General features: G+C 51.3%; 20 protein-coding genes and 1 pseudogene. 9 read left to right on the forward strand and 12 right to left on the reverse strand.

What is annotated here, in order from left to right; genetic code table 11:
* Nucleotides 1–31: 31 nt before the first annotated feature.
* The 3 genes and pseudogenes from V1566_RS18345 to V1566_RS18355 form a co-directional block, all read right to left on the reverse strand.
* Entirely contained in the window at nucleotides 32–796 is a 765-nt protein-coding gene (locus tag V1566_RS18345) for an SDR family oxidoreductase (RefSeq protein ID WP_148242262.1), read from the reverse strand.
* Nucleotides 797–846: 50 nt separating this feature from the next.
* Complete coding sequence (gene mdtQ / locus V1566_RS18350; protein ID WP_395304250.1) at nucleotides 847–2,265, reverse strand: multidrug resistance outer membrane protein MdtQ; 1,419 nt, start codon at nucleotides 2,263–2,265, stop codon at nucleotides 847–849.
* Between the two features lie 327 nt (nucleotides 2,266–2,592).
* Nucleotides 2,593–3,192 (reverse strand): annotated as a pseudogene (locus V1566_RS18355) (family 1 glycosylhydrolase); the annotation flags it as partial.
* Nucleotides 3,193–3,389: 197 nt separating this feature from the next.
* On the opposite strand from V1566_RS18355, the gene V1566_RS18360 reads away from it, so the two are divergent.
* The 3 genes from V1566_RS18360 to V1566_RS18370 are packed head-to-tail and all read left to right on the forward strand — an operon-like array spanning nucleotide 3,390 to nucleotide 6,882.
* On the forward strand, nucleotides 3,390–4,505 hold the full coding sequence (locus tag V1566_RS18360; protein WP_257260686.1) for an ABC-three component system protein: 1,116 nt from the start codon (nucleotides 3,390–3,392) through the stop codon (nucleotides 4,503–4,505).
* Nucleotides 4,492–4,962 (forward strand): three component ABC system middle component, encoded by a 471-nt coding sequence (locus V1566_RS18365; RefSeq protein WP_257260685.1) that lies wholly within the window; start codon nucleotides 4,492–4,494, stop codon nucleotides 4,960–4,962. Before V1566_RS18360 ends, V1566_RS18365 begins: the two co-directional genes overlap by 14 nt.
* Nucleotides 4,963–6,882 carry a DUF3732 domain-containing protein gene (locus V1566_RS18370; protein ID WP_395304251.1) on the forward strand — a complete coding sequence of 640 codons (1,920 nt, stop codon included), beginning with the start codon at nucleotides 4,963–4,965 and terminating at the stop codon, nucleotides 6,880–6,882.
* A gap of 111 nt (nucleotides 6,883–6,993) precedes the next feature.
* Here V1566_RS18370 and dusC read toward each other — a convergent pair whose 3' ends face one another.
* Nucleotides 6,994–7,932 carry a tRNA dihydrouridine(16) synthase DusC gene (gene dusC / locus V1566_RS18375; protein WP_395304252.1) on the reverse strand — a complete coding sequence of 313 codons (939 nt, stop codon included), beginning with the start codon at nucleotides 7,930–7,932 and terminating at the stop codon, nucleotides 6,994–6,996.
* Between the two features lie 41 nt (nucleotides 7,933–7,973).
* Complete coding sequence (locus V1566_RS18380) at nucleotides 7,974–8,771, reverse strand: AraC family transcriptional regulator (RefSeq protein WP_395304253.1); 798 nt, start codon at nucleotides 8,769–8,771, stop codon at nucleotides 7,974–7,976.
* Nucleotides 8,772–8,830: 59 nt separating this feature from the next.
* On the opposite strand from V1566_RS18380, the gene V1566_RS18385 reads away from it, so the two are divergent.
* From V1566_RS18385 to V1566_RS18410, 6 genes are all read left to right on the forward strand, one after another.
* A complete protein-coding gene (locus tag V1566_RS18385; protein WP_395304254.1) occupies nucleotides 8,831–9,547 on the forward strand; it encodes a type 1 glutamine amidotransferase in 717 nt (238 codons plus the stop codon).
* 191 nt (nucleotides 9,548–9,738) lie between these two features.
* On the forward strand, nucleotides 9,739–10,134 hold the full coding sequence (locus V1566_RS18390) for a CidA/LrgA family protein (protein ID WP_121425322.1): 396 nt from the start codon (nucleotides 9,739–9,741) through the stop codon (nucleotides 10,132–10,134).
* Nucleotides 10,131–10,826 carry a CidB/LrgB family autolysis modulator gene (locus tag V1566_RS18395; RefSeq protein WP_063143785.1) on the forward strand — a complete coding sequence of 232 codons (696 nt, stop codon included), beginning with the start codon at nucleotides 10,131–10,133 and terminating at the stop codon, nucleotides 10,824–10,826. The genes V1566_RS18390 and V1566_RS18395 overlap by 4 nt, the downstream gene beginning before the upstream one ends.
* Nucleotides 10,827–10,955: 129 nt before the next feature.
* Entirely contained in the window at nucleotides 10,956–11,840 is an 885-nt protein-coding gene (gene cdd / locus V1566_RS18400) for a cytidine deaminase (protein WP_395304255.1), read from the forward strand.
* A gap of 126 nt (nucleotides 11,841–11,966) precedes the next feature.
* A complete protein-coding gene (sanA, locus tag V1566_RS18405; protein WP_395304256.1) occupies nucleotides 11,967–12,683 on the forward strand; it encodes an outer membrane permeability protein SanA in 717 nt (238 codons plus the stop codon).
* 124 nt (nucleotides 12,684–12,807) lie between these two features.
* A complete protein-coding gene (locus tag V1566_RS18410; protein WP_395306018.1) occupies nucleotides 12,808–14,196 on the forward strand; it encodes a glutamine synthetase family protein in 1,389 nt (462 codons plus the stop codon).
* A 50-nt stretch (nucleotides 14,197–14,246) separates the two neighbouring features.
* Here the strand turns inward: V1566_RS18410 and mglC are convergent, their stop codons facing one another.
* The 7 genes from mglC to V1566_RS18445 all read right to left on the reverse strand — a co-directional run bounded on the left by mglC (nucleotide 14,247) and on the right by V1566_RS18445 (nucleotide 22,440).
* Nucleotides 14,247–15,257: a galactose/methyl galactoside ABC transporter permease MglC gene (gene mglC / locus V1566_RS18415; protein ID WP_029740401.1), complete on the reverse strand. Its 1,011-nt coding sequence runs from the start codon at nucleotides 15,255–15,257 to the stop codon at nucleotides 14,247–14,249.
* Between the two features lie 15 nt (nucleotides 15,258–15,272).
* Entirely contained in the window at nucleotides 15,273–16,793 is a 1,521-nt protein-coding gene (gene mglA / locus V1566_RS18420; protein WP_029740402.1) for a galactose/methyl galactoside ABC transporter ATP-binding protein MglA, read from the reverse strand.
* Between the two features lie 79 nt (nucleotides 16,794–16,872).
* Complete coding sequence (gene mglB, locus V1566_RS18425) at nucleotides 16,873–17,871, reverse strand: galactose/glucose ABC transporter substrate-binding protein MglB (RefSeq protein WP_063143782.1); 999 nt, start codon at nucleotides 17,869–17,871, stop codon at nucleotides 16,873–16,875.
* A 294-nt stretch (nucleotides 17,872–18,165) separates the two neighbouring features.
* A complete protein-coding gene (gene galS, locus V1566_RS18430) occupies nucleotides 18,166–19,188 on the reverse strand; it encodes an HTH-type transcriptional regulator GalS (protein WP_395304257.1) in 1,023 nt (340 codons plus the stop codon).
* 155 nt (nucleotides 19,189–19,343) lie between these two features.
* Nucleotides 19,344–20,501 carry a DUF418 domain-containing protein YeiB gene (yeiB, locus tag V1566_RS18435; RefSeq protein ID WP_395304258.1) on the reverse strand — a complete coding sequence of 386 codons (1,158 nt, stop codon included), beginning with the start codon at nucleotides 20,499–20,501 and terminating at the stop codon, nucleotides 19,344–19,346.
* 19 nt (nucleotides 20,502–20,520) lie between these two features.
* The gene (gene folE, locus V1566_RS18440; protein ID WP_008500927.1) at nucleotides 20,521–21,189 is read right to left on the reverse strand and encodes a GTP cyclohydrolase I FolE; all 669 of its coding nucleotides are present in this window, start codon (nucleotides 21,187–21,189) and stop codon (nucleotides 20,521–20,523) included.
* 102 nt (nucleotides 21,190–21,291) lie between these two features.
* Nucleotides 21,292–22,440 (reverse strand): YbfB/YjiJ family MFS transporter, encoded by a 1,149-nt coding sequence (locus V1566_RS18445; RefSeq protein WP_395304259.1) that lies wholly within the window; start codon nucleotides 22,438–22,440, stop codon nucleotides 21,292–21,294.
* Nucleotides 22,441–22,471 lie beyond the last annotated feature (31 nt).

The following is a 22,471-nucleotide window of genomic DNA, read 5'->3' on the forward strand; positions in this document are numbered from 1 at the left end:
CCCTCTCCCACGAGGAGAGGGAATAAGGTATCTACCCCTCCGGCTTAAACTGCGGGTTCGCCAGCATAAAGCCCCCGTCGACGATAAACGATTGCCCTGTTGTATAGCTGGCGTCGCTGTCGCACAACCACGCCACCAGGCTGGCAATCTCTTTGGTGTGGCCCGGCCTTGCCAGCGGGATTTCCGGCATTGAGCCTTCCTTCACTTCGCTGTCGTCCATGTCGTTCATCGGTGTGGCAATGGCTCCCGGCGCGACGGCGTTCACCAGAATATTGTGCTTAACCAGTTCCATCGCCATGGATTTGGTTAACCCGCCGAGCGCATGTTTTGCCGCGGTGTAGGCGCTCGCCTCCGGCAGCGGCGTGTGCTCATGCACCGAGGTAATGTTCACAATTCGCCCCCCTTCCCCCTGCTTCACCATCTGCCGGGCGGCAATTTGTGAACAGAGAAATGCGCCGTCCACGTCGACGGTGAAAATCGTCCGCCAGTCGTCAAACGGCATATCAAGAAACGGCGCTTTGGTCATCGCGCCCGCATTGTTGACCAGCACGTCCAGTCGACCAAAACGCGCAATCAGCGTTTCAATGGCCTCTGCGCCTTCCGGCAGTGTGCTCAAATCAAGATGGATAGCCTCCGCGCGCTGCCCCTGCGCTTCGACCTCGCGGCAGGTTTCCAGCGCCCCTTTTTCATCCGAGTGCCAGGTGACGCCAATGTCAAACCCGCGCCCGGCGAGCATCAGGGCCGTAGTTTTACCAATGCCGGAATCCGATGCGGTCACAATCGCTACTCTGGTCATACTCACCTCCTGAAAAACTGCAAAGAGGTAAGTATAGATAATGACCTTTTTTAGCCGTGGTGATAGCCACCGCCCAGCGCCGACGTCAGCTGCAGCGTGGCGTCAACATACTGGCCTTTCAGCAGCACTCCAGCGAGCTGTTCCCTGAGGGCCGGTATTCTGGCTTCACTGACCCGGGAGCCAGCAACGATCCCCGCGCTGAAACGCGCCTGCGCCAGCGCCACAACCCGCGCCGCATCTTTTTCGACCTGCTGCTGATGGCGGTTCTTCGCCGTCAGCGCTTCGACTTCGCTGGCCGTGCGCGCCACCTGATTGACCGCTTCGACCACCGCTTTGTTGTAGTTCGCAACCGAGAGATTGTTCTGCGCCTGGGCGATATCCAGGCTGGCGTTCAGCCTGCCGCTGTCAAAAATCGGCAGCGTCAATCCGGCGGTCACGCCCATCTGCTGCGCTGAAGCGCGAAATAGATCGCTCAGATGCAGGGCATCCTGCTGTAAGAACGCAATCAGGTTCACGTCAGGATAGAACGCCGCTCTGGCAGCCTCCACCTCGCTCATGGAGGCTTCGATATACCAGTGCGCCTCCTGAAGATCCGGACGGCGTGCCAGCAGTTCATAACCGAGCGTCGATGGTAACGAAGCGTCTGCCGTCGGCAGCGCTTGGCGAGTAAGCGTTACGGAGGAGGAATTCGTCAGCGCGACCAGACGCGCCTCGACGGCTTTCATCTTCCCGTTGACTTCTGCCAGCTGCTCTTCGGTTTTGTTGGCGTTGATATCTGTTTCCACACCCTCCACGGAGGAGGTGATCCCGTGCTGATACAGCTGGCGGTCCGCACCAATAATGTTGTCCTGTTCATGTTTGATCTGCGCGAGAACCTCACCCGCGGCGGCCTGGGTTTGCCACTCCCAGTAGAGCCGCGCCACGCTGCCGGCCAGCAGCTGTCGGGTCTGCTCCAGCTCCGCTTTTTGCGCATTCACTTTGCCAATCCGGGCCTCGACCCGGGCGCGATTTTTCCCCCACAGATCGAGATCCCAGCCTGCGGTCAGTCCGAAGGTGCCGTTGGTGTACCACGGCCCGGTGGTGCCTGCAGCCGGGTCGGTGAAGGCAAAGGGCCCCATCAGCCCTTCGGCGGACATTTTCTGGCGTTCCGCATCGGCGGAAAAATCAATCTGCGGACCGTCAGCAGCCACTACGGCTTTGGCCTGGGCTTCGGCAAGCGTAATGCGCTGACGGGCGATTTGCATATCCGGCGCATCATTTAGCGCCTTCGCAATCAGCGAATTAAGCTGCGGATCGTTATAGTCTTTCCACCATTCGTTTTTCGGCCAGCTGGTTTGACTTAGCCGTGTATTCACCGACGCCGCAGCGGCTTGCGTTTTAATCGGCGACACGCTGGCATGTTCCGGCGCGCAGGCAGCCAGCATTAAGACAAGAGGAGCACTCAGAGATAAAATAAGAGAACGTTTCATTACGCCATAACTCAAAAAATTAAAGGCGCAAATTACGCTTGATGCCGCTCTGTTTTTTAGTAACGCGTGGCAATCCGCAAATTGTCATACATTTTCATATTCGGCAATTTATTTCCAACCACAATGAGTAAATTCAATATATTCATGCGAATTATGAATTAGCTGCTACACTTATTCAGTGTCATACACGGGCAGGAGAAGGGAATGAAAATATTACTGTGGGTTATTTTAATTATATTTTTGATAGGGCTGTTAGTGGTTACCGGCGTATTCAAAATGATTTTCTGATCTATTTGCCCGGCACTGCGCCGGGCGAGGTTATTCATCTCAGGCTTTCAGCGATCCCCCCTTCGTGGCAATCACCTCTTTATACCAGTAGAAACTCTTTTTACGGCTGCGCGCCAGGGTGCCTTTACCGCTGTCGTCACGGTCCACGTAAATAAAGCCGTAGCGCTTAGAAAGCTCAGCTTTAGACGCGCTCACCAGATCGATTGGCCCCCAGCTGGTATAGCCCATCACCTCAACGCCGTCTTCAATCGCTTCTCGCACCTGTACCAGATGGTCGTTAAGGTAGCTGATGCGATAGTCATCCTGCACCACGCCGTCCGCCCCCGGTTTATCCTTCGCGCCGAGGCCATTTTCCACGATAAACAACGGCTTCTGATAGCGATCCCAGAGCACGTTTAACAGGGTACGCAGACCTATGGGGTCAATCTGCCAGCCCCATTCGGAACTGGCCAGATGCGGGTTTGGCACCATGCTCAGGATGTTGCCCCGCGCCTGCTGGTTGAGGGCCTCATCCGCGGTGACGCAGCCCGTCATGTAGTAGCTGAACGAGATAAAATCGACGGTCGATTTCAGCGCCTCGCGGTCGGCATCCGTGACTTCAAGCTGAATGCCGTTGTCGCGGAAAAAGCGCTGCATAAAGATGATAAGTCAAATCAACAATTAATTAACAAAGTTAACCATTTCAAATAAAATGAATATCCAGTAATGTCTTTTCTTAAAAAAAACATATCGAAACAACACTTACCTGTATATTCACACAGTATTAAAATTTTTGTTTACAAGTTACTCTATATAGGAGTTATAGTAGACTTCGTTTATATATCAGGGAGGTAATCATGTCAGGAGTATCTAATAATGCCACCTCAAACATATTGGGTTTCGAATACCAGAAATTTATAGCGTTAGAAAGATGCTTGAGTGGAAAAGAGAATGATATTATTTGGATCGAATGCTTTGGTGATGTAGCTCATAATGGAACTAGTACTGAAGTTAAACATCATATGTCTGATACATTTCTTAATGATACACACAGAGACTTTTGGAAGACATTATACAACTTAATGTCTGAGCATGCAGTTTATTCAGGCTTTACACGATTTGAATTATTAACAACTTCAGACATTAAAGAAGAGTCAATATTTTTCGATTGGAATAATTTATCATCAAAGATAAAAAAAGAACGATTAAAGAAAGTCATACCTACCCAAACAATACAGAAATATCATAATGAATTATTACTACGAAGTGATGAAGAGATTTTATCTCTTCTTGATAAAATAAATATAATATCATCGCAGCCAAACATAATGGATAAGCTTGAGGAACTTAAATCACATGATGCTTTTAAATTAATCCCTGACATTCACAAGGAATCATTCATAGAAAGAATGTTGGGCTTTATATCATTAAAAGCAATAAAAAACTCAGATACGTGGCATATAGAATATAATGAGTTCATAAGAGAAATGATAGGTTTTTCGATGCCTTATGTTCAGAAAGATTATCCATTTCCAGTAGTGTCTAAAACAGATGTCATAGAGGAAAAATCAAATAATTACTATTTCGTTAAGGAACTAGAATCTATAGAGATTGGCGAAAAGATGATAACTGATGCAGTAATAGATTATCTTCGCTCAGAAAAAAGCTTACTAAAACTTCTTAGGTTGCATTCAACTTTGGTAAATCATCTTGAAGATTTTGAAGATGATTTATTACAAGATCTCGATTTATTAAAATTAAAACATATCAATACTTTGCAATTAATGAGCACCCCGATTAACGTAACAAATCAATCAAAAATTATGTACTCAGACTGTTTGCTGTTAGAAACGAAACAAATACGGAATGTACATTCCATGGAAAAATACTATCAGAAGGGAAGAATTCATTCTCATGTTGAGCAGAAAAATTTCTCATGGCATTTTGAGGTAAAGAACAATGAAACCGATTGATTTTATTGCACTATTACACTCTCCTTTATGGATCGCTTCTTTACTCGAAAGTTTTTTAAGTGGTGCGCAAAGAATAAAAAAAGATGGATTAGAATTTGAATTAATCTTCCTTGCAATTCCTATTTTGCTCGATGAGAATGCTTTAGAACATCTATCGAAAGGCAACATTAAATCAAACATGAGTAAACTATTAACTAATAGTAACTTGCAAAGCTCATATTTTAAATCAAAATGGAATATTGAACATTATAAACCAGTTACTAAAAAAGCCATTATTATATTATCATCATTAGGTAAATTATCTATAAACAGTCACATTACCCTTCATGAACCAATAAAATCCATTACAGAAAATGATGAGTATAAAAAGAAACATTATAAGGCTGCATATAATCTCGGCGCAATGTTAGCAAAAGAAGACTCATTAGATATCATTATAAAATTTGGAGCAATCTAAATGAAAGCAATTATTAAATCTATAAATATATTCAATAATAATGGTGAACATAGATTTGTTGAATTCACGGATGGTGTGAATGTTATAACTGGCGATTCTAAAACTGGTAAAAGTGCATTATTAGAAATAGTTGATTACTGTTTATTTGCTAAAACTTCCAGTATACCAAAAGGAATAATAACCTCCTTTTCGGATTTCTATTCAATCGTATTTCAATTAGGCAAGAGCTTCATTGTTATCGGTAGACCTGCATTTAAGACAGGAATGAGTTCCAAAGCATACATTAGACAAGAAGTTGATATAACAAAAATATCACCATTAAGCTTAAGCTATTTTGAAAAAATAGCTCCGGCATCAATCAAAGAAGCTCAGAAAAAATTTGAAAGCTATCTCGGATTATCAGTATCTAATTTAAGAGACGATGAAAATAGTTTCCATCATGGAAAGGCCTCTATTAGAAACGCTGTTTCTTTATTATTTCAGCATCAGAATTTAATTGCCAATAAACATGCTCTATTTTATCGCTTCCATGATTTTATCAAGCGAGATAGAACCATCAAGGAATTACCAATATTTCTTGGTTGGGTAGATGGGAATTATTATAGATTAATTCGTGAGCTTGATGATACATATAAAAAGCTCAGGACTCAAGAGAAATTAGAACGAAATTATAAAGCCACGTATGATCAAAAGAAAAAAACCTTAAAAGATCTAATTGAAAATTACTTAGCATTTATTGATTATAAATTAACTGAAGACTTAAACTATAACCAAATATTGAAGATTGCAACTGATCTTCCCTCAGTCCCAGATATGGCATATGGCTCAGGGCAAACAGAAAGTTTGTACAAAGATTATATAAAAGATCAAGATAACTGCAACCTTGAACTAGCAAGTATTAATGAAAAAATATCTAAATTAGAGCTATGCAATTCAATCTCCGTTGAGCATGCAACAGAGCTGAATAAAATAAAAAAAACTTTTGATATTTCTTCTCCAGACATATTGAAATGTCCTCTTTGTGAAAGCAAGCAATCTGCATTATCTCAGGAATTAGAGTCTCTAATTCAACATCAAACAGTTTTAGTACAAGATCTTTCAAAACTACAAATTTTCCACGAAGATATTACCACTGAAATGGAAAATCTTATTAAACGACGTGACGAAATAAAGAGAAACTTACGGATATTAAATGGTAAAATTAAGGCATTCGAGAGAAATAAATTAGAATTAGCCAAATCAAAAAGTTTTCGCGAGAAAGCGAACTTTATGCGCGGACAAGTTAGCACTCTAATTTCTGTTTATTTAAATAACAATGAAATAATAAATTCAGATGACTCAACAAAAGAATTAAGATCTAGAATAGAAAGACTAGAAAAGGAAATTGCAACATACAATCTTGAAGAAAAATACCTTACATATGAGAAAAGATTAAATTCTATAATGACTCAAATTTGTAATCAACTCGATTTTGAAGAAGAGTTAAAACCAGCAAACCTTCATTTTTCTCTTCAGTCTTTCGATTTTTATCATAAATTGGGAGACCAAGAGATTAGGCTACATGAAATGGGAAGTGGTGCGAACTGGTTAGCTTGTCATTTGTCTTTATTTTTATCTATTTTATATTTACTGGCTACAGAGGAAAAATCATGTATTCCAACCTTCCTTTTTTTAGACCAACCAAGTCAAGTTTATTTCCCTTCCGGATTTAATAATCAAAAAGAGAAGGATTCAGATCTAAAACAAGTGGAAAATATATTTAACACCATTGTTACAATTTTAAATTACATCAAAGAAAAATCTGGTTTTATGCCTCAAGTCATAATATTAGAACATGCAGATAAACTAGATCTAAAAGATATTAAGTTTGAGTCTTTAGTTAGAAAAAGATGGAAGGAAAATGGTGAGAAGTTAATATAAAAGTAACAGGGGGCAAAAGCCCCCTGTTACTTTTTTTGATTACAGTGTTTCTCAATTCATTCGATAAGTTGGAACTCCACTGCGTTATTTAAAAACATTAAAACAATAATATTATTGACGATAATTATTAATAGCAAAACAAATGTCGGCAGAATTGCTTAATGTTCGAATTTCCATAAAGAGAGAAGTTGCCTCGGAATACTCTTTGCGTAAATAGCTCAGCCACTGTTTAATTCGCGCGACGTGATACAAACCGGTGTCGCCCTGCTTTTCCAGACGGCTGTATTTTTGCAGCAGCGTAACGACGTCTGCCCACGGCATACGCGGCTCGTTATATTTTACCACCCGGCTGAGGTTGGGCACATTCAGCGCGCCGCGACCGATCATTACCGCATCGCAGCCGGTGGCGTTCAGACAGGCCTTCGCGCTCTCGTAATCCCAGATTTCGCCGTTGGCGATCACCGGAATGGTGAGGCGTTTGCGGATCTCACCGATCGCCTGCCAGTTAATGCGCTCGGCTTTGTAGCCATCCTCTTTGGTGCGGCCATGCACCACCAGCTCGGTGGCCCCGGCCTGCTGCACCGCATCGGCGATTTCAAACTGCCGCGCGTCGCTGTCCCATCCCAGGCGCACCTTCACCGTCACCGGCAAATGCGAAGGCACGGCCTCACGCATCGCCTTCGCGCCGCGATAAATCAGCTCAGGATCTTTCAGCAAGGTCGCCCCGCCGCCGCTGCCGTTAACCAGCTTCGACGGGCAGCCGCAGTTGAGATCCACCCCGTAAGAGCCCAACTCAACCGCGCGGGCGGCGTTTTCCGCCAGCCATTCAGGATACTGGCCGAGCAGCTGAATACGCACCAGCGTGCCGGAAGAGGTCCGGCTCTGGTTGTGCAACTCGGGACACAGGCGGAAGAAGGATTTTACCGGCAACAACATATCAACCACGCGCAGAAACTCCGTCACGCAGAGATCGTAATCGTTCACCTCGGTCAGAAGCTCGCGCACGAGGGAGTCGAGCACGCCTTCCATTGGGGCCAGTAAAACACGCATAGCAGTACCTGTAAAAAAAGACGCGCTATAGTAGCCGCTCTCTATATCGCTGGGAAGCGCTTCTGTTCAGGGATAAAGTCAGCCGGCGTTGCCCCGACAATGGCGCGAAACGCCGCCGCAAATGCCGCCTGCCCGGAAAACCCCAGCATCCAGGCCACCTGTTTAACCGGGTATCCGTTGGCGAGCAGGTCCAGCGAGGCACAAATCCTTGCGCGCTGTCGCCAGGCCCGGAAGCTGAAGCCGGTATCTTTGATATACGCGCGTGAGAATGTGCGTTCAGACATCGCGGCCTGTTCCGCCAGCCTTTCCATAGAAACATCCCAGAGATTGTTGGCAATGATGTCACAGGCAACGCGATGTAACCGCTCATCAACGGGCATCGGTAATTCGGCCGAAATCTGCTGCGTCTCACTGAGGATGTCGAGCAGCAAAACGGCCATGCTGCGCTGGCTTGCCGGCCGGTATTCCGCGCTGAACAGCCCGGCAATCAGCTCTTTGAACAACGCTGTCGCCATAATCACGTGAACCTCTTCTTTCCGCTTAAAAGGTTCACATTGCGATATCAGCGCCGGGCTAAACCAGACCGCGCGGAGCTCCGTTGTGGATAACACGCTGTAGGTGTGTTCCTGAAAGGGAGGGATCCACAGCGCGCGCTGAGGCGGTATGACCCAACGCTTATTGCCGGTTTCGACCAGCATCACCCCTTTGATGGCAAACAAAAGTTGCCCCTGCGAATGTCGGTGAGGCGGATCCACTTCGCCGCGCGTATAGCTAATTGCCCCTCTTGACCATCCGATAGCATCGTCGTGAATTGGCGTTTTATCGATAATGGTTGGCATTTCAGATTCCTCCCTTCCTCTTATGATGCTGCTTGTACACGTAACCGGAGAGAGACGCAATGCACATTCATTTTATCATTCATGAACATTTCGAAGCGCCAGGCGCTTATGAAATCTGGGGGAAAAATCGCGGCTGTAGCCTGAGCTACTCCAGAGTTTATCAGGGCGATCCGTTACCCCAAGACCTGGAGAGCACAGACTTGCTCATCATCATGGGAGGCCCGCAGTCACCTGCCACCACGCTTAAGGAGTGCCCCTGGTTTGATGCGCAGGCAGAAAAGGCACTCATCAGCCGCGCAATAGAGGCCGGTAAAACGGTGATTGGCGTTTGTCTGGGCTCGCAGCTTATCGGTGAAGCGCTGGGCGCAGCGTTTTGCCATAGCCCGGAAAAAGAGATCGGCAAATTTCCCGTCAGGCTCACTGAGGCAGGCAAGGCCAACCCGCTGTTTAAGGATTTTGGCAGCGTGCTGAACGTCGGTCACTGGCATAACGACATGCCAGGGTTGACGCCGCAGGCTAAGGTGCTCGCTTACAGCGAGGGCTGTCCCCGTCAGATCGTGCAATATGGCGAACGGGTATACGGTTTTCAGTGCCATATGGAACTGACGCCGGAGGTCGTTGAGTTGCTGATTGAACATTCGCAGAACGATCTCCGCCGCGCAGGTGAATTCCGTTTTGTCGAAACGGCAGAAAAACTTCGCTCGCATGATTATCGCGAAATGAACCAGGTGCTGTTTTCTTTTCTGGATAAACTCATCGCCCAACACGATGCCTGACTCAGAGACATTTCACTGGCTCGTCACTTCGCCACCGCACGCCCTTTCCTCTAAACTGTAGCCTGCCCCTGTAAGGCGATACCGGACGTTCCATTCTGGAATGTCTGGTATGCTCAAAATTCATGATGTGATCCGTGGCACATTTTTAGGTTTAATTGTATGATGAATGCGTTTCAGCAAGGACTATCACCATGAGCAAATCATTGAACATTATCTGGCAATATCTGCGCGCATTCATCCTGATTTACGCCTGCCTGTATGCCGGAATTTTCATCGCGTCGCTGCTGCCGATCGTCATTCCCGGCAGCATTATCGGCATGCTGATCCTCTTCGTTTTGCTGGCGCTGCAAATCCTGCCCGCAAAATGGGTCAATCCCGGCTGCTTCGTCCTCATTCGCTATATGGCGCTGCTTTTCGTGCCTATCGGCGTCGGGGTCATGCAGTATTTTGATTTGCTCAAGGCCCAGTTCGGCCCGATTGTGGTCTCCTGCGCGGTCAGTACGCTGGTGGTTTTCCTGGTGGTGAGCTGGAGTTCGCATCTGGTGCATGGCGAACGTAACGTGGTCGGGGAGAAAACAAAAAAATGATGGCCAATATCTGGTGGTCGCTGCCGTTAACCCTGGTGGTGTTCTTCGCCGCGCGCAAGCTTGCCGCACGTTTCAAAATGCCGTTGCTGAACCCGCTGCTGGTGGCAATGGTAGTGATCATTCCGTTCCTGCTGCTTACCGGCATTCCTTACGAACGTTACTTTGCCGGCAGCAAAATTTTAAACGACCTGCTACAGCCTGCCGTTGTGGCGCTCGCTTTTCCGTTATATGAGCAGCTCCACCAGATCCGCGCCCGCTGGAAATCCATCATTACCATCTGTTTTGTGGGCAGCCTGGTGGCGATGATCACCGGAACGTCGGTGGCGCTATTGATGGGGGCATCCCCGCAGATTGCCGCCTCTATTCTGCCAAAATCGGTGACCACGCCTATCGCGATGGCGGTCGGTGGCAGCCTCGGCGGTATTCCGGCCATCAGCGCGATGTGCGTGATTTTCGTCGGTATTCTCGGCGCGGTGTTTGGTCACACCCTGCTGAACGGTATGCGTATTCATACTAAAGCAGCACGTGGGCTGTCGATGGGAACCGCCTCCCACGCCCTGGGCACTGCCCGCTGTGCGGAGCTGGACTATCAGGAAGGGGCGTTTAGCTCGCTGGCGCTGGTGATCTGCGGGATTATCACCTCCCTGCTGGCCCCGTTCATTTTCCCGCTGATTCTGGCGGTGATGGGCTAAAATTTGCGATGCGTCGCGCAAATTTCATTTTGATTTCATAAGTTGCATACATAATGAGAAGTGGATCACATATAAAGCCCTGACGGCTCCGTAAACTACCGATCCATTAACCTTTATGAGGCAAACGCCATGCACCCACGTTTTCAAGCTGCTTTCGCCCAGCTTGCTGAGAATTTGCAGTCAGCCCTTGCTCCCGTTCTGGCAGATGCACACTTCCCTGCTCTGCTGACCGCGGAGCAGGTCACGATGCTGAAACAGGCAACGGGACTGGACGAAGACGCGCTGGCTTTCGCACTGCTCCCTCTGGCCGCCGCCTGCGCGCGGGCCGATCTCTCCCACTTTAACGTCGGGGCCATTGCGCGCGGCGTTAGCGGTACCTGGTACTTCGGCGGCAATATGGAGTTCCTGGGCGCGACCATGCAGCAAACGGTTCACGCCGAGCAGAGCGCCATCAGCCACGCCTGGCTGCGCGGTGAAAAAGCCCTGAGCGCCATTACCGTTAACTACACCCCCTGCGGCCACTGCCGTCAGTTTATGAACGAGCTGAACAGCGGGCTGCAGCTGCGCATCAACCTGCCAGGCCGCGCGCCGCACACGCTGGGGGATTATCTGCCAGACGCGTTTGGCCCGAAAGATCTGGAGATCAAAACGCTGCTGATGGACGAGCAGAACCATGGTTACGCCCTGTCCGGCGATGACCTGAGCCAGGCGGCGATTGCCGCCGCCAACAAGAGCCACACGCCGTACAGCAAGTCCCCGAGTGGCGTGGCGCTGCAGTGCCGTGATGGCCGGATCTTCACCGGCAGCTATGCGGAAAACGCCGCGTTTAACCCAACGCTGCCGCCGCTGCAGGGCGCACTTAACCTGCTGAGCCTGAACGGCTATGACTATCCGGACATTCAGCGCGCCGTTCTGGCCGAGATTGCCGATGCGCCGCTGATTCAGTGGGATGCCACTGCCGCAACGCTTAAAGCGCTGGGCTGTACGACGATTGACCGCGTACTGCTGGTGTAATCCTTCCGGCGGGCAGAAATGCCCGCCCGTTTGCTGAAAAACCCCTCAGTTGAGTCGCTGTTTCTTGCGCTAACCAGGCGGGTAAAGTAGCCTGAGTTAAATTTCATCCACGAACGAGCCATCTCCATGTTAAAGCGCGTTTTTTACAGCCTGTCTGTCCTGGTCGGCATACTGCTGTTGATCGTGCTGGGTCTCGACCGCTGGATGAGCTGGAAAACCGCCCCCTACATCTTTGATGACCTGCAGGACCTGCCCTATCGTCAGGTTGGCGTGGTCCTCGGCACCGCCAAGTATTACCGCACCGGCGTCATTAACCAGTATTACCGTTACCGCATTCAGGGCGCGCTGAACGCCTACAACAGCGGCAAGGTTAACTACCTGCTGTTGAGCGGGGATAACGCTCTGCAAAGCTATAACGAACCGGTGACGATGCGTAAGGACCTGATTGCCGGGGGCGTGGACCCTGCCGATATCGTGCTCGACTACGCCGGGTTCCGCACCCTGGACTCCATCGTGCGCACGCGCAAAGTCTTCGACACCAACGACTTCATCATCATCAGCCAGCGCTTCCACTGCGAACGCGCGCTGTTTATCGCGCTGCATATGGGCATTCAGGCGCAGTGTTACGCGGTGCCGTCGCCAAAAGATATGCTGAGCGTGCGCGTCCGCGAGTTCGGCGCCCGTTTTGGCGCTCTGGCAGACCTGTATATTTTCAAACGCGAACCGCGCTTTTTAGGCCCGCTGGTGCCCATTCCGGCGATGCACGAAGTGCCGGAAGATGCGCAGGGTTACCCGGCCGTCACGCCCGAACAGCTGCTTGATATGCAGAAAAAAGAGAAATAACAGGACCGCCTTTATACTTTCTTTACGCCGGGCCTGACGCTTTTTATCCCCCCTTTACGCCGCCCCCTTTAAGCTGAGTTCACTGCCGCTACGGCTTCATTGAAGAATGACTATGAACTCAATAATGAATGCGTTTTTCCTCAAAAGTCTCCGTCCGTATTTTAACTTTCCCGGTTTATCACTTCCTGGCGCACTCAATTCCGGTCTCTGGCTTGATGAAAAAATTGACGCCCTGCAGCACAACATTTCAGTAGAAGTGGCAGATTATCTGGAACGTTACCCGCAGACGAAACATGTAGACGTTTACCTGAACGATATCAACGGCACGATGCGCGGCAAGCGTCTGTCGGTGGAGAACATGCTGAATCTGGAAAAAGGCTGCTATTTTCCCCTTTCGGTCTACTCGATGGATCAGAAAGGAAAAATCGCCGCCCCGCTTCATGATGAGCCGGACCGACTCTGCGTTCCGGTCGCCGGCTCCCTGCGCCCCTCTCCACAGGATCCGCAGCACAACGCGCAGATCCTGCTGACGATGAAAGACAGCGACAACAACCCCTGCCCGCTTGAACCGCGCGTGATACTGCAGAACGTGCTGGCCCGCTTCCACCAGCACGGTCTCTTCCCGGTGGTTGCCCCGGAAATCGAGTTCTATCTGACGGGGCATGACGATCGGGATCCGCAAAATCAGGGCTGTTTTCACATGGATACTACGACAGCCCACGCGGCGCTGTTTGACGAGCTGGAACAGCTGGCGCACCTGCAGCGCATCCCGCTGTCCGGGATCGTGGCGGAAGCCGAGCCCGGTCAGTACGAATTAAACCTGAAGCACGGCCATCGCGTCGTTGAAGTCTGCGATAACGTGCTGGCGCTTCGTCGCCTGACCCGATACGTTGCCGAAAAGCACGGCCTGCAGGCCAACTTTATGGCTAAGCCTTTCAGCCAGCTGTCCGGCAGCGGCCTGCACTTCCATTTCAGCCTGAACAATCGTCACGGCGAAAACGTCTTTGCTTCCCCGGTGAACGCGCTTAACAGCATGATGCGCTTGTGCATCGCGGGTCAGCTGGCGCTGATGCCCGCCTCAATCGCCATTCTTGCGCCGGGCGTCAACGCGTTTCGTCGCCTGCGTAAAAACCTGACGGAACCCGTATTTAACTCCTGGGGCTATAACACCCGCTCTGCCGCTTTACGTATTCCCTGCTCGGATGACCACAACCGTCGTATCGAATACCGGCTGGCCGGGGCTGATGCCAATCCGTACCTGGTGGCAGCCACTATCCTCACCGGCATGCTGTACGGGCTGGAAAACATCGACGAGGAGGAGTTGCCCGAACCGCAGCTCGATCGGCCCGAACTGCCGCTGTTTCAGCAGGAGGCGATTGAGATCTTTGCCCGCTGTCAGTACCTCACCGACAGCCTGGGCGACGCCTTTTCCGAACAGTGGGTCGCCTGCAAGCTCTCTGAACTCGACTGGTTTGAACGCATCGTGACCCGAGAGGAGTCACAGCTGGCATAAGGCATAAAAAAAGCCCGCTCGGTGAGCGGGCCGGATAACGCGAGGAGCAATTACTTCTTACGCGCGTACTTCAGTGAATCCAGCGCGACCGCGAAGATAATGATGGCGCCTTTGATGATGTACTGCCAGTACGGGTTCACGCCGATATAGGTCAACCCGTAGTTGATGACGGTGAAGATGATCACACCGGTCACCACGCCCAGTACGGTACCCACGCCGCCGCTGAAGGAGACGCCGCCCACCACGCAGGCTGCGATTGCATCCAGCTCGTACATGAAGCCAAGGTTGTTGGTTGCAGAGCCGATACGGCCCGCTTCCAGCATCCCGCCGAAGGCGTAGAACACGCCGGACAGCGCATAGATGAAGAGCAGGTTCAGGGCAACGTTTACGCCGGAGACTTTCGCCGCTTCCGGGTTACCGCCGATTGCGAAGATGTTTTTACCAAAGCGCGTTTTGTTCCACAGGATCCAGACGAAGGCCACCGCGATCAGCGCATAGAAGGTGATATACGACAGGCGGAAGCTGCCCAGCGCGATAAACCCTTGCGTAAAGGTCGAGAAGCCGCTGTCAAAACCCGAGATAGGTGAAGCACCGACAAAGTCGTAGTACAGGGAGTTGATACCGTAAACGATGATCATCGTACCCAGCGTGGTGATAAACGGCGTCACGTTCAGGTAAGCGATGATAATACCGTTGATCAGACCAATCACCGCACCGATGGCGCAGACAATCAGGATCACCACGAAAATCGGCATGGTGGCCATTTCCGGGAAGACCTTGTTGGCGTTTTCCATCGACTGAAGCAGGGTTGCCGCGATAACCGCCGCCAGACCCACCTGGCGACCGGCAGAAAGGTCCGTCCCCTGGGTCACGATCAGGCCCGCCACGCCCAGCGCAATGATAATACGCACGGAGGACTGGGTCAGAATGTTACTCAGGTTCAGCAGGCTTAAGAACGTAGGGTCCTGGAAAATAATGATAGCCAGCAGTACTAAAAGAACAACGTAAATACCGCCTTCTTTCAGGTAAGTGAGAAAACTTTTTTTATTTAACGCACTCATGAGGAGCCCCTGATCTTAAAGGTGCAAAGACGCAAGACGCAAAATTTCGTTTTGCGTTGTCGTTTTGGTGTCAACAATACCGGCAACGAGACCATTGCTCATAACCAGAATACGATCTGTGATCCCTAACAATTCCGGCATTTCGGAAGAAATAATAATGATCCCTTTATTCTTTTTCGCCAGCTCGGCAATCAGCTGATAAATTTCAAACTTCGCGCCGACGTCAATACCGCGGGTCGGTTCATCCAGCATCAGAATTTCTGGCTGGGTTAATAACCAACGACCGATAATGACTTTCTGCTGGTTACCGCCTGACAGCGAACCAATTTGGGTGCGGTGTCCTGGCGTTTTCACGCGCATGGAGTCAATAACCCATTGGGTATCGCTCTTCATGCGGGAGTTATCCAGCAGTCCGACTTTGTTTTTGTAATTGCGAATATTAGAAATTAACGAGTTAAAGTTAATATCCAGATAGGCATAAATACCGGTCGAACGACGCTCTTCCGTCACCAGCGCAAAACCATTATTAATGGCTTCGTTGGCGTTATGGTTATTGATTTTCTTTCCGTGAAGCGTAATGGTGCCCTGAGCTTTCTCACGGATGCCAAACAGGGTTTCCACGATATCGGTGCGTTTTGCACCGACCAGACCGGCAATCCCCAGGATTTCACCCTTGTGCAGGTCGAAGGAGACATCGCGGATGGAAGGCTGGCGTAACGAGGTCAGGTTGCGCACTTCCAGGATCACTTCGCCCGGCTTGTTTTCTTTGTCCGGGAAGCGCTGGTTCAGGGAACGGCCGACCATCATGGCGATGATCTTGTCCATGTCCAGCCCTTCCAGCGGCTGCGTGGCAATCCACTGACCGTCGCGCAGGATGGTGATCTCATCGCACAGCTGGAAGATCTCTTCCATTTTGTGGGAGATATACACAATGCCGCAGCCGCGATCTTTTAGCTTACGAATAATGGTAAAAAGGTGATTAACCTCTTTTTCCGTTAATGACGATGTCGGTTCGTCCATGATGACGATTTTCGCATCATAGGAGAACGCTTTGGCGATTTCGATCATCTGCATCTGGGAGACGGATAATGTTCCCACGCGGGCGCGCGGATCGATATCAATATCCAGCTCATCGAAAATCGCTTTGGTGTCGCGATACATTTTGTCCTGATCGACAAAGACACCCTTGGTTGGATAACGCCCCAACCACATGTTATCCATGACTGAACGCTGCAGCACCAGGTTTAATTCCTGGTGAACCATCGAGATACCGTTTTCCAGTGCTTCTTTCGCTGAATGGAAATCGATCTCTTTCCCCTGAAAAAGAATGCTGCCAGAATCTTTTTGATAGATCCCAAAAAGACATTTTAATAATGTTGATTTACCCGCACCGTTCTCCCCCATCAGGGCATGAATAGAGTGAGGACGAACTTTTAAATTAACATTATCGAGTGCCTTAACACCGGGAAAGGACTTGTTGATCCCGCTCATTTCCAACAAGTATTCACCGGACGACTGAGTATTTGTGCTGACCATAATTATACCTTGTTGGCCTCGCATATCGCGTTATAAATGGGCGCAACGAATTGCGCCCAGTGAAGACATAACAACTAACTTATTTACCGATGAACTCAGCCAGGTTGGACTGGTCTACGCCCACGTAAGGTACGCGAACGATTTTGTTTTCAATTTTCCAGTTGGTGCCATCAGCCGCACCTTTACCATCGGCGAGGTTTTTCGCCAGATCGAAGGTCGCTTTCGCCTGGTTGTTGGCATCGTTCAGAACGGTACCGGCCATTGCACCCGATTTAACCAGCGCCAGTGCTTCCGGCAGCGCATCGACGCCGAACACAGGAATGGAGGATTTGTTGTGCGCTTTCAGCGCTTCTACCGCACCCATTGCCATCGCATCGTTGTTGGCGATAACCACTTCGATTTTGTTCGCGTTAGGGCCGGACAGCCACGCGTCCATCTTATCTTTCGCCTGGGCGGTATCCCACATCGCGGTATCTAACGCCAGCTGCTGGGTTTTCAGACCCTTGTCGTTCAGCTCTTTGATAACGTAAGTGGTACGAGCTTCAGCATCCGGGTGGCCGGGTTCGCCTTTCAGCAGCACGAACTGAATTTGACCGTCTTTGTTCAGGTCCCAGTTCGGGTTCGCCGCCCAGTGTTTGGCGATCAGATCGCCCTGAATAATACCGGACTCTTTGGAGTCGGTACCGACGTAAAACGCTTTGTCATAGCTATCCAGCGCCTTACGGGAAGGTTCTTTGTTGAAGAAGACGATTGGCACATTCTGGCCGCGCGCTTTTTCAATCACCGTGCCTGCTGCAGCCGGGTCAACCAGGTTGATGGCCAGGGCTTTCACGCCTTTCGCCAGCAGAACGTCGATCTGGTCGTTCTGTTTGGACTGGTCGTTCTGGGAGTCATTCATCAGCAGCTGAACGTCTGGCGCTGCTTTCGCATCTTTCTCAATCGCTTTACGCACAACAGACATGAAGTTGTCGTCGTATTTATAGATGGTCACACCAATACGGGTATCCGCAGCGTGCGCTGCTGCACCAAAAAGCATGCTTGCCATTACAGCAGACAGGGTCAACACCTTCTTATTCATGGTATCTCCGGTTTTTTTATGCAGGGTAGTTCTTGTGAATAACGATCGGCAGGCAGATGTTAATAAAACGTTACTGACAGCCGAAGTTCACTTATAAAATTTCTATCTTCCGTGTTCGGTAACGCTCCAGAAATGCGTTTTATTCGTTGTTTGCGGCACGTTGGCTATAGTGAAAATGAATAATCACCGTTACATAGCGTTTCAGCTCCTAAAACGCTGCCATCATAGTCAGCGCCTTGTTAAGATACTGTGAATTTACTCACAGATTGAAAACGGTTACATCACCTGATGTAATCAGTTAGTGATCGGAGCCACAATTTGCCGGGCCGCGACGGAGTGACGACGCACTAAAGTCGGCATGAAACAGTGCGTTGCGCCCGGATCCAGCAGTCCTGCCGCCCCCTGTAACGCCAGCTCAGTGGCCAGTTTCGCCATAGAGGCAATGGGGTAGCGCACCGTGGTCAGCTGCGGGTCGGTGTAACGGGCAATCGGAATATCATCAAAGCCAATGAGTGATAAATGCTGTGGCACCGCAATGCCGTTATCTTTCAGCGCCGTCAGGGCCCCTGCCGCCATGCTGTCGTTATAGGCAAACACCGCGGAAAGCTGCAGGTTGCGTCCCAGCAGTTCCACCATTGCCGCCTCACCGCCCTGCATGTCCGGCGTACCGGTGCCCGTCCAGCTTTCTGACGGCATAATGCCGTGCTCTTTCAGGGCATTTTGCCACCCCTCGCGCCGCAGGTCGTCATCTTCAATATGGTGGCTGGAGGCCAGATAACCGATCCGCTGATGCCCGTTGTTGAGGAGCATTTTCGTGGCCATCATGGCGCCGCTGACGTTATCCAGCCCGACGCAGCGATGGGCATAGCCGGGAACGATGCGGTTGATCAGCACCATGCCCGGGATCTGATCCATAAAGCCGGTTAGCTCTTCATCACTCAAGGCTTTTGAGTGGACAATCAAGGCGTTACAGCGCTGGCGAATCAGCACTTCGATGGCATGGCGCTCTTTTTCCGCCTCATGATAGCTATTGCCGATCAGGACATATTTCTGATGCTGCTGGGCGACCACGTCGACCGCTTTCACCAGCGCGCCGAAAAAGGCATCTGATACATCCATCACCACCACGCCGATGGTGTCGCTGACCTGCGTCGCAAGCGCCTGCGCATTGGCATTTGGCCGGTACCCGAGCTGGGTCACGGCTTTCATTACGGTTTCACGGGTTTCAGGGCTGACCAGCGCGCTGTTGTTCAGCACGCGCGAGACGGTAGCCACAGAAACGCCCGCCTGACGGGCGACGTCACGAATGGTGATCATATTCACCATCCTTCAAAGGATTGCAGCAACTCACAGACACCCCCTGTGTTTAGCAAGGTGGCTATTTTGGCAGCGAGAGGAAGGGGACTACGTGAAGAAGCTCACACTCATGAAAACGCTTACATCCGTTTTGTTAATGATTGTGATCCAGATCGTTATCTGGATGTGTTCTTCAATGATACCCCTGAAGCATGTGCGGTTAACTGACGCCACACCCACTCCAGCGGTCCCTGGCGGAAATAGCGTAGCCAGAGAACAGAAAACGCCAGGTTAATCACCCAGACCGGGATAACAAACGCCAACAGCGCGAGGCGGTCGAATTTCATAAACAGGCCAAAGCGATAGAAAAGCGTGGTGCAGAGAAGCGTTTGCAGGAGGTAGTTGCTCAACGCCATGCGGCCCACGCAGGCGATGGCGCTGACGATCCACAGGCGGGAAAGCGTTGGCCAGAAGCCATAGATCAGCGCCGCGTAGCCGATGGTCTGGAACGGTGCGCTCAGTTCACGCGGCACCTGGAGCAGGAATGCGCACCAGCGGTAATCCCAGTGGATGTGCCACTGCGTAATGACCGCCGGGAGGTTAATCAGCACGCCGAGCAGCACCAGCCCGACACCCGTTCGCCGATAGTGACGCAGGCTAAACTCCCCTTTCAGCCAGCCGGTGCGCATCAATGACGCACCCATCAGCATCATGCCTGCAAGCTGCCAGCCGTATTGCGCCCCCAGCGCAAGGAGGTTATCCCCCAGCATATCCGCGCGGTTGCTTATCGCTTCCGTACCGCCTTTCAGCTTCCAGTACTGTTCGTACTGCAGGTTAGCGGCATCCGGGATCCAGGAACGGTTTGTCGCCTCGCCGGAGATCATCCCCAGCAGCAGCAATACTGCAAGCCCCATGACATAGAGCATCACGCCGGTGTTAAACAGGCTTTTTACGCTGTGCGCATCGCGAATGAGACGCCAGCAGATAAGCCCGACTAACCCATACGCAAGAAGAATATCGCCATCCCAGAAGAACAGGCCGTGGATAAAGCCGAGGAGAACCAGCAGCGTCAGGCGCGACTGGATCCAGCGCGTACCGCGTTTGAGGAGCAGTTGCAGACCAGCGCCAAACAGCAGGGCAAACAGCGTGAGGAATTTAACCTGCGCGAAGAGATCGAGGACAGCCCAGGTCCAGGCATCACTGCGCGTGATGTCGCCATACCAGGCAGGATTGAGATAAGCCGCCTTCGGCAGACCGAAGGCGCTGATATTAAGCAGCAGGATACCGAGAATGGCGACGCCGCGAACAAAATCGAGCGTGACGTTTCGCTCCATGGTTCCTGCCCTGTAAGACTTAGTTGTGGTGACGTACCGCGCGCAGGAACTCCTGGCGGGTATTCTGGCTCGATTTAAACAGGCCGCCCAGCGAGGTTGTTGTGGTCGCGCTGGTTGCATCACGCACGCCGCGCGCCTTCACGCAGTAATGAACCGCGTCGATAGAGACGGCCACGTTATTGGTGCCCAGCAACGTTTGCAGCGCGGTCAGGATCTGCTGCGTCAGACGCTCCTGCACCTGCGGACGCTGAGCAAAGAACTGCACGATGCGGTTGATCTTCGACAGGCCAATCACCGTATCTTTTGGGATATACGCCACGGTCGCTTTACCGTCGATGGTGACGAAATGGTGTTCGCAGGTGCTGGTCAGCGTGATATCGCGTACCGTCACCATTTCATCCACTTTCATCTTGTTTTCAATGACGGTGATTTTCGGGAAGTTGGCGTAATCCAGACCGGAGAAAATTTCGTCGACGTACATTTTCGCGATACGGTGCGGCGTCTCCATCAGACTGTCGTCACTCAGATCGAGATTCAGCAGCTCCATGATATCGGTCATATGACCGGCAATCAGACGCTTGCGGGTTTCATTGTCCAAATCCTGTACGGGCGGACGCAGTGGCGTTTCAAGACCGCGCGCAACCAGGGCTTCGTGGACCAGGGCAGCTTCTTTACTGAGTGATGACATTTTGTTCTCCTGCAGGTGTGGCGTCTTTTGCCCTCGTTGTGGCAAAAGTATGCGCTCATTGTGCGTGAGGCGGCGCACATAATCCAGTATTCACGACGATAATTATTGCAATTGCTGTTGCCTTTCAGCGTGACGATTCCAGACCAGGGCTCCCCCGACGAACAGCGCAACGCCCGCCAGCCCCAGCGCGGGCTCCAGCCGGTGGGTAAGCCAGGTTGATAACGCCGAGGTCATCGGGCCAATCAACTGCCCAATTGCATACCCGGTGGTGAGCAGGCCTGCCATATAGCGCGTGTGGTTTGGCGCCAGCTCGCGACCATATAAAAGAGAGAGCTGCACGGCACACAAAAAACCGCCTCCCACCAGCAGCCCGCCCGTCAGCAAACCGCCAATCCCCGGCAGCAGCCAGGCCGCCAGCACGCCAGCTCCCTGTAACCACAGCACGATAGCCAGCCTGCGGTTAGCCGTTGAGGTGTGGCGTAAAAGAATACTGAGCGCAATGCCCACCACGGCGGCGATACCAAAAATCGGCCAGACAAACTGGGCAAACAGGCTGCCGGGAAAACGCACCGCCGCCATTTGCGACAGGAAGGTCGCCGGGAGGATATAGCCAAACCCGGCCAGGCTGTAGCTCCAGACCAGGCGCTTTAAATCCGCCGTCAGCACCAGCGGCTCCGGCGCGGTGCCGGGGCGATGGAGCTGCCCGGATCGCGGAAGGTAGCGCGCCACCAGCGCAATCAGCACCAGCGCCAACACGCCGTAGATTTGCCATGCCGCTCCGGCCGAAAGGGATTTTGCCTGGATATAGACGGCGAGCAGCCCGCTCAGGGCAATGCCCGCCCCTGGTCCGGCAAACACCGCAGCGCTCAGGCCCGGTTTACCCAACTGCCCCAGACGTTCATTGGTCCAGGCGGCAATGAGCACCATCGACCAGCCGCTCATGCAGCCAATCACAAAGCGCAGCAGGCCGTGCACGACGGCGTTATCCGCCGCCGCAGAGAGCAGCGTCAGCGCAACCGCACCGGTGATGCCAAGCCAGAGGCGCGTTTCCACAAAGCGGTGCGCGCGCATGGCATCCCATGCGCCCACCAGATAGCCCAGATAATTCATCGCCGCGACCAGACCCGCGCTGGTCAGCGTAAGCTGCCCGGCAGCAATCATGAGCGGCACCTGAGGCGTAAAGGCAAAGCGCCCTATCCCCATCGCCACCACCAGAACGATAAACCCACTGAGCGCAATACGCAGCGCCATGACCGCTCCAAATGTTAAAGAAAAGTAAATT

The sequence above is a fragment of the Enterobacter sp. ECC-019 genome, assembly GCF_043974075.1.
Taxonomy (GTDB): domain Bacteria; phylum Pseudomonadota; class Gammaproteobacteria; order Enterobacterales; family Enterobacteriaceae; genus Enterobacter; species Enterobacter asburiae_D.